The sequence below is a fragment of the Paenibacillus sp. HW567 genome (genome assembly GCF_000374185.1).
Classification (GTDB): Bacteria; Bacillota; Bacilli; order Paenibacillales; family Paenibacillaceae; genus Paenibacillus_AQ.
Genome location: NZ_KB910518.1, coordinates 4,126,931 through 4,139,459, shown reverse-complemented (window position 1 = coordinate 4,139,459; position 12,529 = coordinate 4,126,931). Strand labels below are relative to the sequence as shown.

Below are 12,529 nucleotides of genomic sequence, written 5' to 3'. Positions count from 1 at the left end.
GCGGGAGATGGCAGTTTACCCTGATAATAAGAGGAGGTAGACCTCTTGAGAGTCGGAATTATGGGAGGGACCTTTGATCCTCTTCATATCGGCCATATGATGGCAGCGGAGACCGCGAGGGAGTCCTATGCGCTGGAAGAGGTGTGGTTCATGCCTTCGCATATTCCACCCCATAAGCATGAAGCCGGTGCAACGGGAGCGGAGCGTCTGGCGATGGTGCAGGATGCGGTCAGGGACCATGAAGCTTTTGACATTCTGGATCTCGAAATTGCCAGAGGCGGTGTATCCTACACGTTCGAGACGATCGCTATTCTGCAGGAGAAATTCCCGCAGCATGAATTCTTCTTCATCATCGGTGCGGACATGGTGCAGTATTTGCCGAAATGGCATGGGATTGAGGAGCTGGTGCGGCGTCTGACCTTCATCGGTGTGGGACGTCCGGGTACTCCGCTGGATCTTGCGGCGCTTCCCGGCTTTATTGCGGAGAAGGTTCTGCTGGCGGATATGCCGCTGGTGGATATCTCGTCAACGATGCTCAGAGCCCGGGCCGCTGAAGGCAAATCCATCCGTTATATGGTTCCTGAGGCTGTATATGATTATGTTCAAAGGAGTGGATTGTATGGCATTCACCCGCGAAGCGCTGATTGAATCGGTCTCCGCACAAATGCCCGAGAAACGCTGGAAGCATACGCTTGGCGTAATGGAGTCGTCAGTGAAGCTGGCAGAGCGTTACGGCGGAGATCCGGTTCGTGCGGAAACGGCGGCAATCCTGCATGATGTGGCCAAGTATTGGCCGGTGGAGACAATGAAGGAGATCATTGAGCAGAATGGATTGTCGGCGGAACTCTTGAAGTATGACAAGCAGCTCTGGCATGCCGAGGTAGGCGCTTTTGTTGCTGAGAAGGAATATGGAATAACCGATCCCGGGGTGCTGGGGGCGATCAAATTCCATACCTCAGGACGCGAGAACATGAGCCTGCTGGAGAAAATAGTCTGCCTGGCCGATTATATTGAGCCGGGGCGGGATTTTCCCGGGGTGGATGATATACGCAAGAAGGCGAAGGTAAGTCTGGAGGAAGGTCTGGTCGCCGGGTTTGACTCCACGATCAGTCTGCTGCTGCAGAAGCGCAGGATTGTGTTTCCGTTAACGGTACTGGCCCGCAATGACCTAGTAAGAATATTGGAGGATAAAAGATGAGTGTAGAATCAGGCAAGCTCCTGCAATTGGCCCTCAAAGCCGTAGAAGATAAAAAAGCAATGAACGTGGTTGCGCTGGACCTGCGCAGCGTGTCGCCTATTAGTGACTATTTCGTCATCTGTCACGGGAATTCCGATACCCAGGTGCAAGCGATTGTCACCGAGGTTCGCAAGGTCGTTCATGAAGCCGGCGGCATGGTCCGCGGCATTGAAGGAATGGATGCCGCACGCTGGGTGCTGATGGATCTTGGAGACGTTATCGTGCATGTCTTCCACCGCGACGAACGCGATTATTACAATATTGAGCGCCTGTGGTCCGACGCCAAGGTTGTGGAGACGGTATGAGTCTGATTGCCGGAACTACAGTTACGCTGGAGGTCTTGCGGGAGGTATCTCCTTATGGCTATTTCCTGGGCGCAGGGGACCAGGATGTTATGCTGCATTACACGGAACTGGTTGGCAGCAAGCCTAAGATCGGGTCCAAGGTTGAGGTGTTTATCTTCTTCGATACGGAGGACCGCCTGGCGGCCACGATGAAGAAGCCGCTTCTGACTTTGGGGGAAATGGCTTTGCTGGAAGTGGCGGACATTCATCCGCGTCTCGGCTGCTTCCTGGAAATGGGGCTTGGACGCCAACTGCTGCTGCCGATCCGTGAACTGCCGGAGCTTATAGAGCTGCGTCCGCAGGTTGGGGACAGGGTGTTTGTCATTATGGAGCATGACAAGCAGGGACGCCTTCGCGCCAAGCTGGCCGGAGAGCAGGAGCTTGCTCCGCTTGCGTTGCCTGCACCTTCCTCGTGGATGGGCCAGATGGTTAAGGCCAGAGTGTACAAGCCGCTGCAAATGGGGACCTTTGTGCTGGTGGACGGCGGAGTGCTGGGCTTTGGGATCATTGGGATGGTCCACTCCTCCGAACGCAGCCGCCTGCTGCGGCTGGGTGAGGAGTTCGAGGCCCGGGTGTCGCATATCCGCGAAGACGGCCGTGTGAATCTGTCCATGTCCCAGCGTAAGGAAATCGGCCGGGATGTCGATTCAGCGGCGCTGCTGGACTTTTTGCAGGGACGTCCGGGCGGAGCGATGCCTTATTCGGATGCCACGCCACCGGAGATTATTAAGCAGCGTTTCGGCATCAGCAAGTCGGCGTTCAAGCGTGCGCTGGGTAAGCTGATGAAGGAAGGCATCGTGACCCAGAAGGAGAACTGGACGTACCTTGCCCGCAAGGAAGAGGATGAAACCGCTCCAGAGCAGGGCGAGGAATAACGAAAAGTCTGTAAATTAAATGCTTGTATAGAAAGCGGTGTACGCCAGTGTCTTCCTATGGGAAATTTGCTTATGTGTACGATGAGCTTATGGCGGATATGCCGTATCCGGATTGGCTTGCCTTCGCGGAGACGGCATGGAGCAAATACGGCAAGCCGCTTACCGTTGCTGAGCTGGGCTGCGGAACCGGGAGCATTACGATCCCGCTTGCCGCAGCAGGGTACCACATGACCGGAATTGACTTATCTTCCGATATGCTGTCCGTGGCTCAGATGAAGATGGAGCGGCATCCGCAGGGGCGCCGGTTCCTGCGCGAGGGCAGTGTGCGCTGGGTCCGCCAGAACATGACGGAATGGGAGCTGCCGGAGCCGGTGGATGCCGTAATTTCCTTTTGCGATTGTCTGAATTATGTGCTGGAGGAGCAGGAGATCCGTTCTGTGTTTGCCCGCACCTTTACCGGACTCAAGGCTGGAGGCACCTTCCTGTTCGATGTGCATCATCCGAACACACTCGTCCGCTATGAAGAGGAGCAGCCGTTTATAATGGACGATCCTTCAGTATCGTATATCTGGACCTGTGAAATGGATGTTCCGCGCCGCGAGATCGAGCATCATCTGTCCATTTTCGCCCGCGAGGATAACGGGAGCGGTGTATACCGCCGCTTCGAGGAGACACATATTCAGCGGGCTTATGATCCCGGCTGGATGACTGAGGAGCTGCTGAAGGCGGGCTTCAGCGATGTGAAGGTGTTTGCCGATTTTGAATGGGTGGAGCCGGGCGACAGTGCCGAGCGGCTATTTTATGTAGCTGTGAAATCATAGCTTATGGAGGTCCTTACCCGGGCAGGGAAGGGCCTTTTGCTGTCCAATAAATAAGGAACCGGCCAGTACATGCTGTACAGGGCCGGCATCTTCCAACCTTTTTTAGCGGTGCTCGAATAAATCAATCGTTCCCAGCACGATGTGGGCCAGTCCAAATCCAAGAATACCTGTAGCGGCCATCTTATATCTGCTGCCCAGAAATGCTGCGCTGGAAGCAGTGACTACAGTTCCAAGAACGGCGGGAATCAAACCTTCACGCATTCGAAACACTCCCTTTTAGCTGGTATGAAAGACACTGTTAGTGTGGGTTAATGTGCAGCGGATTATTAGCAAAGCGCGTGTCCATTTATTGCAAGCTTGGTTCAGTTGTTAATCAAAGTGTACAAGGGAGTGTAAGCGAAATGGCTGAAGGGCCGTTCATCCTTTTAGCTGTTTTATCGCTTAGAATGAATTAAATGTAAATATTACATATGGAGGGAATTACGTTTGAACACTCACTACTATCTCAGTTGGTTTAATGGTTTTTTCCCGGAGAAGCTGGTCCAGTGTTTGCATAGGGATATAACAGACAACAAATCGCTTGTTATGATCAGTGCTCAACCGTCTGATTATGAGGGTGAACAAATTAACTTTGATGATATTCCTGAATGGACATGGCTGAATCAGGCTAATCTTATTTTTGATGAATATCATTTCATTGATTACCGTATGAAGAAGGAAGATGCCCAGCGATTCATTCACAACGCTTCTGTTATTTTTTTATGCGGTGGAGATCCTGTTCGGCAGAACGATTTTTTGGCGGAATACGAATTATCGGATGTAATTAAGATCAGCAATGCCGTTATCATGGGGGCCAGTGCTGGTGCGTTGAATATGGCTGCCAAATGGTTAACCTCAGAAAACGCCGGAGATAAAGTTGAAACAAGTTCTATTTATGATGGTATTGGCTTTGATCATTTTGCCTATGAATCTCATGCTAAACGCGACTACGCCACGTTTGTTCAAGGCTACCTGTTTCCCTTGTCTGAAAAGATTGATGTGTATGCGGCGGAACAGGAGAGCGCTATACGTGTAAAGGACGGCAAAATAGACATAATGGGTCCTGTATATTTAATTTCCCGCTCAAAAATTCAGACATTGGCTGAGACGCTCTAATGAGGGTGGGTGGCTGTGAACTAACAGAATTAATTGTTGGGCAGAAACGATATATTTGTTTAGACCGCCTTCAATGGCGGTCTTTCTATGTTCCGCGGATGCTGGCTGCTCATTGTATTAGCTAACGGTAACGTTAGTTAAACTTACCAAGGAATCTGGTCCCGGGCGCAGTCGCCCTCTTTTTCGTTACGATAGTTTAATAAAGGCACCGCATATTATTTTCTTATAAATAGCTGCTTTATTTTGTTTGGACTATAATCCATAAAAATATAAAAAGATTTATTTATTTTAAAAATTCTAATTGACTATCTGTTGATACTGTAGTTAAAATAAAACCGAGAAAAGTCGAGATTCGATTTTCTATTTATAATTATTTAAAACAAAACCCCTCTGCATTTTTTTAGAACGCACTGAAAGCGTTTTATATTGTGCGGTGAAGAAGGGAGGTTGGGAGAAGACAACTATACCCGTTGCGTGATTGTTGAGTATTCATCCGGTTAGTAATATTTACACTTTTGCATTGGAGGAATTTATACTTTGAAAAAGAACATTGGCAAATTCACTGCTTCGCTGCTTGCGTTGGCCCTGGTTGTGCCTTCAACGATGATTTCCGCAGCCGCGCCTGCAAGCGATTTCAAACAGCTTGGGCAGGTTGCGCAGAAGCAGGTGACCGATTATACGGGCCACTGGGCGCAAAAGGAGTTTCAGACATGGGCGGATAAAGGACTAATCTCCGGTTATGGCAATGGCGTGTACAAGCCTGATCAGGACATCACCCGGCTGGAGTGGGTGTCACTTGTAAACCGGGTTTTTCATTTGCAGGCTGAAGCTGAAGTCAATTTCACTGATGTTTCAGCATCCATAGCAAGCGATATCCAAAAAGCGGCGGCTGCCGGGTATGTATCAGGCTACAGCGATGGCACGTTTCGCCCGGATCAGACGGTAAGCCGCCAGGAAGCGGCTGTGATGCTGTTCAGACTGTTCAAGTTAACCGCTCCGGCAGGCGGCCCCTCACCAAAAGATGCTGCGGATTTGCCGTCATGGAGTCAGGAAGCGGTGCTGTCCTTGTTCGGGGAAGGATACTTGGGCGGCTATGCGGACGGCAGCTTCAGGGGAGAAAAGTCCGTTACGAGAGCTGAAGCCCTGCGCATGATCGGCAGTCTTGCCGGGGAAATTGCCAATCAAAGCGGTACACTTACTGGCGTTACAGCCCGCAATATGATCATCAGTACTTCCGGTGTCGTATTGAAGGATTCCAAAATCTCCGGGAACCTGTATTTGACCGAAGGCATTGGGGAAGGCGACGTGACGCTGGACAATGTGGACGTAGGCGGCAAGGTATTTGTGAACGGCGGAGGCGAGAACAGCGTAACGCTGAACAATACCGCGATCCCGGAGCTGGTTGTGAATAAGCAGAACGGTAAGCTCCGGGTCCTGACCCAGGGAACGAGCACGGTGAATAACGTCCGGGTTCATTCCGGTGTCAAGCTGGAGGAAGAAGCTTCAGCGACTGGCGGAGGCTTTGGCCCGGTTGTAGTTGAGGGCACATTGCCGGCACAATCAGCGGTTCAATTTAGCGGCAGCTTTCCATCCGTAGATGTGAGGGCGCTGGGCGAGCCATCGCTGTATTTGAACAAAGGCAGCATCGCTGAAATGACAATGAATCAAAAAGCGGAACTGCATGTGGAAGCCGGTGCGGAAATTAAAAATCTCATTGCCAACGGGAGCTTCGTGATTAATGTTCAGGGTGCCGGAAAAGTGTCCTATAGCGATAAATACAGCAACAATATCAAATTTGTGACTCCGGGCGCTGCGGCATCCCCATCCCCGGCAGCTACAGCTAATACAGGCTCCGGCGGCACCTCGGCAACACCTGTAGCAACGCCAGCAGCAACACCTGTAGAATCGCCCGCAGCGACACCGGCTTTAACACCAACAGCCACACCGGTCGCTACAGCCACACCAACAGCAACTGCAACACCGGTACCAACGCCGGTACCAACGCCAGTGTCAACTGCACCAGCTTTTACAAACGTATCAGTACACGATCCTTCCATAGTCAAGGATGGCAGCACCTATTATGTGTTCGGTTCACATATTGATGCCGCCAAATCCAGTGACCTGATGAACTGGACACGGTTCACTAACGGTTACACCACGCCGGACAATGTTCTGTACGGGGATCTTTCCAAGAATCTTGCAGAATCCTTTGCCTGGGCGGGAGAAAATGATTCTGACAGCACGAACGGTTTTTCCGTGTGGGCACCGGATGTTTTTTGGAATAAGGATTATAAGAATGCAGACGGCACACAGGGTGCTTACATGCTGTTCTATTGCACCTCCTCCACCTATATCCGTTCGGCAATCGGTTTTGCCGTTTCCCAGAAGATCGAGGGACCTTACACCTATGGCAATACGGTCATTTACTCCGGGTTTACGCTGACGGAAGCTTATGATGCCAAGAGCAAGATTAACAAACAGTGGGAAAACACGAACATTCCTGCGCTGATCAAAGACGGAACGCTGGAAGGGATGAATCCGAACTGGTTCGATGCGGCGGGTGCATATAAGAACAAAGTATACACGAACGCAATTGATCCGAATGTGTTCTATGACAAGGAAGGCAAGCTGTGGATGACTTACGGCTCGTGGTCGGGCGGTATTTTCATTCTGGAGATTGATCCTGTTACTGGTAAACCTAAGTATCCGGGAAAAGATGGAACAACAGCCGACGGCAGGCTGATCGACCGTTATTTCGGAACCCATATTTCCGGCGGCAATACAAAATCGGGTGAGGGTCCATACGTAACCTACGATAAAAATACCGATTATTACTACCTGTACGTAACCTACGGCGGTCTTGCTGCCGATGGCGGCTACAGCATGCGGCTGTTCCGTTCCAAGAACCCGGACGGTCCGTATAAAGATGCAGCAGGACAGGATGCGGCGCAGCCGAACCAGACCAATAATGCGGCATACGGCAACAAGCTGCTCGGCAACTTCATGTTCACGAATGTGAACGGCGATCCGAATTTCCAAACCTACGGTTATGTGTCATCAGGACATAACTCCGTATATTACGATGCGGAGAAAGGCAAGCTCTTCAATTTCTTTCATACCCGCTTCCCGCTGCGCGGCGAATCGCATGAGCTGCGGGTGCATCAAATGTTCATGAACGAGGACGGCTGGCCGGTGGTAGCGCCGCACCGCTATTCTGGTGAAACGATCGGCAAGGTTCAGCAGAAGGAGCTGGCCGGAGCCTATCAATTCATTAACCACGGCAAGGATGTTACAGCAAAGATCAAGCCTACCGTGGATATGGAGCTGAACGAAGACGGAACCGTCACCGGATCGGTGACCGGAACCTGGGAGCTGAAGGGCGATTATTATGCTCACCTGCTACTCGATGAGACCGTGAACGGCAGCAAGGTGCAGAATCTGTACAAGGGTGTATTCGTGAAGCTGTGGGATTCGACCCGTCAGGCGAAGGTCATGACGTTCACGGCCATGTCGGAGCAAGGAGTCGCAGTATGGGGCAGCCAGCTCGAAAGCCTGAGCGATGAGCAATTGGTAGCCAATGTTGCGAAGGGCTTAACCTTAGGCGACACAAGCAAGGTTTACAGAAGCCTTACTCTGCCGGTAGAAGGTGTTCACGGAGCAACGATTACATGGTCATCCTCTAACAATGCTGTAGTTGGCAATGACGGGAAGGTTACCCGGCCGGAGCATGGAAGCGGGAATGCTACTGTCGAATTGACAGCTACAGTCAAGCTGGGCGCGGCAACGGCAGCCAAGGCCTTTACGGTTGTTGTCGTAGAGCAGAGCGGCAGCTTGCTGGAGGACGGCCTGGTGGCCGCATATGACTTCGAGGACAATCTCGCTGAAGCCGGAGAGCGTGCTGCAAAAGGCGAGGTGACCGGGAACCGGGCCAATAATACGGGCGGAACCATTAATTATGAGGCTGGAAAAGATGGCAAAGCAGCCAGATTCGACGGCAGCTCCGGTGTCCGCCTTCCGGACGGACTGATTCATGGCAGCGAGTATACCGTGAGCATGTGGCTGCGTCCGGACACCTTGACACCGTTTACGACAGCGTTCTTTGGCGCAAAATCGGATGCGAACTGGATTAGCCTGTTGCCGTACGGGAATGGCGGAGCTACGACACGCTTGTGGTTCGGCAGCGAGGCTTGGCTCGACGCGGATCTGGGCGTGCAGATCGGGACAGGCCAGTGGTCGCATGTGGCCTTCACCTATGATGCCGGAACCGTCAAAATGTATCTTAACGGTGATCTTAAATCTACCGGAACCGGATTTACGGATGTATTCAGCGGGGAGGACGGGGTATTCGCCCTTGGCGTCAACTACTGGGATGTTCCGTATCAAGGGATGATCGACAAGCTGCGTGTATATGAAAAGGCATTATCCGCAGAAGCCGTAGGCTGGCTGGTGAATGGTGAGCCGGATACCAATGTCAAGGTAAGCTCTATAACCTTCGCTGCGGCGCAAAAATAAATAGCGGTGAGAAATACTTTTACACCTGTGGCAACCATCCTCCCCGCCAACGCAGCCAATAAGGCGCTCGTATGGAGTTCAAGTAATCCTGCGGTAGCGGCAGTTGATCCGGTGACAGGAGCTGTAACGGCGCTGAAGCTTGGCGAAGCTGTGATTACGGCAGCCTCGACAGACGGCAACAGCGTGAAGGGCAGTTATGCTGTAAAAGTTACAGACGGAAAAGTGGCGCAATATAGCTTTGAAGGCAATTTGAATGATTTCTTGCAATTGTCCGGTGCAGGCAGTGTCGCCGGAGCAAAGCTGGATAGTCCGACAGTCGGAAGCATCACTTACGGCAACGGCATTGCCGGTCAGGCAGCGGTCTTTGATGGGAAATCCGGCATCGTGCTGCCCAAGGGATTGATTAACAGCAAATCTTATTCTGTATCAATGTGGCTGAAGGCTGATCAGCTTACGGATTATACGACGGCTTTCTTCGGAGCGGCATCCGGCAATCGGTGGATTAGCTTCGTTCCGCAGAGGGGGGCCGATAAAACGCTGCTGTGGTCCGGCGAGAAGTGGTACGATGCGCTTACCGGCATGCAGATTCCGGCCAATGAATGGACGCACGTGGCGTTCACAGTCGATGACGGCACAGTGAAGGTCTACATCAACGGGGTAGAGAAGTTCTCAGGCAAGAATTTCCCGAATGTGTTCACGGATAATAACGGCGTATTTGCGCTGGGGATCAATTATTGGGATGTGCCATTCAAGGGCATGATTGACGAAGTGAAGATATATAACAACAGTCTCACCGCAGATGAAGTATTGGCTGATTATAACGTGAACTGACAGAAATATATCAAAGCGCAAACAAGCGGAGTCGCATATGACTCCGCTTGTTTGAAATATAAGGTTTTATATGGTTATGGGAGTTACTCGCCAGTCGAGGTGGTGAGATTTTTCTCTCCGTCTCCAACCTCATGTACATCGTATAGCACCCGCGCCAGCAGATCCTGGCTGTAGTTGCCGAAATGCTTGCCGTAAATGGTCAGTCCGCGTTTGTTGACCGGCTTGTCGGTAACGGCGATGCGGAAGGTCAGCTCGCTTTTATAATCCAGCTTGATATCATCCAGCGTAATATCCGAGATGCGGCAGCCGTCGATGAAGCTTCCCTCATTGTTGATGCGGATAAGCTTCAGCATTCCGTATTGATTGAGATGGGGCGGCCACCAGTCAGGATTGAAGGTACCGCGGGTATCTCCGAAATCACCGGGGCTGGTCCAGAACCCAATTTCGATACCGTTTACATAGAAATACAGATCCGAAGGGTAGTTGTCGCTGAAGCCGGGGGCCTCTGAACCAATCTCCATAGAGAACTGAATTTCACGGAAGGTTTGGTTGGCCTTCAGATAGTTCGGAATCCGGTATTCCAGAAATCCTTCCGCCATCCAGATAATCTCGGAATCAATCCGCTGGGGATCGGCGAAGTACCGCGGTTCGTCGAAGTCGCCGATAATGCTGTTCTTCGTAGCGAGTCCGCAGGTAGGCACCGCCTGGTAGTTGCTATAATGTCCTACCTGAATCTCAACCTCATACAGGTTGTTAACATCCTTGCTGCGAAGATCCACCATAAGCTTATCCTTGTTCAGATAGCAGACCTTCTGGATGCCGTGTTTGCCTACGGAGGTATTGATCTCAATCAATCCGCTTTCTTCCAGCTTCTTAATATGCATGGTGATGGCGCCATTGCTGAGATTCAGCCTTTTGGCAATTTCATTCAGGTTGAGTTCCTGGTTACCCGCGAGCAGCTCCAAAATCTGAATCCGGATCTCCGAGCTGAGTGCCTTGAAGATATCAATGCCACTCATTAAATCTTTAATATAAATCATAGTTTCAGTACCTTCCTCCGCAAACGTCATTAGAAAAAAACTATTTTATAAAATTATAAACTAATTGATCTAAAAAGGAAAGCCTCCTTCCTTTATTTGTTATATATAATTAAAATTAAGATATAATCTAGAGTGATCTTAATTTTATTTTTATATTTATTTGAATAAAAAAGGGGATTAATATCTGAAAACAAGCGAATTATTTCAGAAAATACGCTTTTTTTATGTTTAGTTTGAATGTATATAAATAGTTTTATATTTTTGTGTTTACTTTCAGGTTTATATATGCTATTTTATAACTGTAAGCGAATACATTCAAACATTTTTTAATTATTTAACTAATATGCGAAATGAGGGGTAATCGCTTATGTAATTCACTACATTATTTCATTAGGAGGAAAAAGTGTGAAGAAAAAGTGGGGTTTATCATTATTATCGCTTGTTCTTTTATCAACATTATTGGCAGGCTGCGGGAACGATGACAAAAAGACGATTACGTTCTGGACGCCGCTTACCGGTGATGACGGTGCTTACATGGATCAACTCGTGAAGGACTACAATGCGACAAACCCGGAGATTAAAGTAAAGCATGTAGTCACTGCGGATATGTATACAAAGATTTCTACGGTTCTGAACTCCGGTAAAGGCGTGCCGGATTTGTCGATTATCCACGCTGACCGGATTCCCGGATATGTTAAGCAGGGTCAACTGGAGCCAATGACAGCAGTAACAACGGCACAGCCTGAAATCAAGCAGGAGAATTACCTGCCGCAGGCCTGGTCAACCGGAACCATTGACGGAACCCAGTATTCCGTACCTCTCGATATTCACAGTAACGTAATGTACTACAATAAAGATTTGCTCAAGAAGTACAATGCGGAATCCTTCCTCGATGATAATGTCGTTACCATTGATGAAATGCTGTCCTTGCAAGGCAAAATGCAGGAAGGCGATTATGTCGTAAATGACGCGTTGCTCGGCTGGGTAATTCTTGGGCAGGTTCAGGATCTCGGCGGTGATATCCAGGAGAACGGCAAGCCTGCCGTTGACACTCCGGTAATGAAGCAAGCCTTTGAAAATGTGAAGAAAATCAACGATGCCGGTCTGATGACGCCATTTGGCGAAGACGGATACCTGATGTTCCAATCCGGAAAAGTGCTGTTCTCCACAGACGGTACATGGAGCTCAACGGCACATGCCAAGGTAGAGGGCCTCAACTTCGGTGTAACCAACGTGTATTCGCCAACCGCGGATAAGTTCACCAACAGATCCTCTTCCCACATGTTCGCTATGCTGAAGAATAAAGACAGATCCGAGGAAAAGGTAGCAGGCATCGGCAAATTCCTGGAATACATCCGCGAGAATTCAATTGAGTGGGCCAAAGCGGGACAAATCGTAGCCAGTAAGAAGGTTAACGAAAGTCCGGAATTCAAGAACTACATGCAGTCCTTCTTCACATCCAATGAAAAAGAAATTAAATCTCTCTACATCTACACTTATGAATACTATCCATACATTGCCGAAGCAATTGATACGTATTGCGGGGATATTGTCCGCGGCAACGTTGATATTGATGAAACCTTGAAAACAATGCAAAAATTCGTAGAGGATAAAATCGCCGAAGGAACGGGCGGAGCCGCCAAGTAAAACAGAAACGGAAATGATTGTATGAAGCAATGTGCCGGATTACGGCACATTGCTTCATGCCAAAGGA

At 49.9% G+C, this 12,529-nt stretch carries 11 protein-coding genes; 9 read left to right on the top strand and 2 right to left on the bottom strand.

What is annotated here, in order from left to right; all coding sequences use genetic code 11:
* The first annotated feature begins 45 nt into the window (after nt 1–45).
* From B212_RS0118730 to B212_RS0118710, 5 genes are read left to right on the top strand one after another with little or no spacing between them, the layout of a single operon-like run.
* Complete coding sequence (locus B212_RS0118730) at nt 46–648, top strand: nicotinate-nucleotide adenylyltransferase (RefSeq protein WP_019912521.1); 603 nt, start codon at nt 46–48, stop codon at nt 646–648.
* Nucleotides 620–1,198 carry a bis(5'-nucleosyl)-tetraphosphatase (symmetrical) YqeK gene (gene yqeK, locus B212_RS0118725; RefSeq protein ID WP_019912520.1) on the top strand — a complete coding sequence of 193 codons (579 nt, stop codon included), beginning with the start codon at nt 620–622 and terminating at the stop codon, nt 1,196–1,198. The genes B212_RS0118730 and yqeK overlap by 29 nt, the downstream gene beginning before the upstream one ends.
* Complete coding sequence (gene rsfS, locus B212_RS0118720; protein WP_019912519.1) at nt 1,195–1,542, top strand: ribosome silencing factor; 348 nt, start codon at nt 1,195–1,197, stop codon at nt 1,540–1,542. The genes yqeK and rsfS overlap by 4 nt, the downstream gene beginning before the upstream one ends.
* Nucleotides 1,539–2,456, top strand: coding sequence for a CvfB family protein (locus B212_RS0118715; protein ID WP_019912518.1), 918 nt, complete (start codon nt 1,539–1,541; stop codon nt 2,454–2,456). The genes rsfS and B212_RS0118715 overlap by 4 nt, the downstream gene beginning before the upstream one ends.
* A gap of 47 nt (nt 2,457–2,503) precedes the next feature.
* Complete coding sequence (locus tag B212_RS0118710; RefSeq protein ID WP_019912517.1) at nt 2,504–3,277, top strand: class I SAM-dependent DNA methyltransferase; 774 nt, start codon at nt 2,504–2,506, stop codon at nt 3,275–3,277.
* Nucleotides 3,278–3,379: 102 nt separating this feature from the next.
* Here B212_RS0118710 and B212_RS0118705 read toward each other — a convergent pair whose 3' ends face one another.
* Nucleotides 3,380–3,538: a hypothetical protein gene (locus B212_RS0118705; protein WP_019912516.1), complete on the bottom strand. Its 159-nt coding sequence runs from the start codon at nt 3,536–3,538 to the stop codon at nt 3,380–3,382.
* A 225-nt stretch (nt 3,539–3,763) separates the two neighbouring features.
* Between B212_RS0118705 and B212_RS0118700 the strand changes: the two genes are divergently transcribed.
* The 3 genes from B212_RS0118700 (at nt 3,764) to B212_RS0118690 (ending at nt 9,775) form a co-directional block, all read left to right on the top strand.
* Nucleotides 3,764–4,432, top strand: coding sequence for a Type 1 glutamine amidotransferase-like domain-containing protein (locus B212_RS0118700; RefSeq protein WP_019912515.1), 669 nt, complete (start codon nt 3,764–3,766; stop codon nt 4,430–4,432).
* A 537-nt stretch (nt 4,433–4,969) separates the two neighbouring features.
* A complete protein-coding gene (locus tag B212_RS33930; protein ID WP_019912514.1) occupies nt 4,970–8,944 on the top strand; it encodes a LamG-like jellyroll fold domain-containing protein in 3,975 nt (1,324 codons plus the stop codon).
* Between the two features lie 6 nt (nt 8,945–8,950).
* Nucleotides 8,951–9,775, top strand: a complete 825-nt coding sequence (locus tag B212_RS0118690) for a LamG domain-containing protein (RefSeq protein WP_084673317.1) — start codon at nt 8,951–8,953, stop codon at nt 9,773–9,775.
* An 83-nt stretch (nt 9,776–9,858) separates the two neighbouring features.
* On the opposite strand, the gene B212_RS31855 is transcribed toward B212_RS0118690, so the two are convergent.
* Nucleotides 9,859–10,815, bottom strand: a complete 957-nt coding sequence (locus B212_RS31855; RefSeq protein WP_019912512.1) for an ArsR/SmtB family transcription factor — start codon at nt 10,813–10,815, stop codon at nt 9,859–9,861.
* A 405-nt stretch (nt 10,816–11,220) separates the two neighbouring features.
* On the opposite strand from B212_RS31855, the gene B212_RS0118680 reads away from it, so the two are divergent.
* The gene (locus tag B212_RS0118680) at nt 11,221–12,462 is read left to right on the top strand and encodes an extracellular solute-binding protein (RefSeq protein WP_019912510.1); all 1,242 of its coding nucleotides are present in this window, start codon (nt 11,221–11,223) and stop codon (nt 12,460–12,462) included.
* Nucleotides 12,463–12,529: the final 67 nt, after the last annotated feature.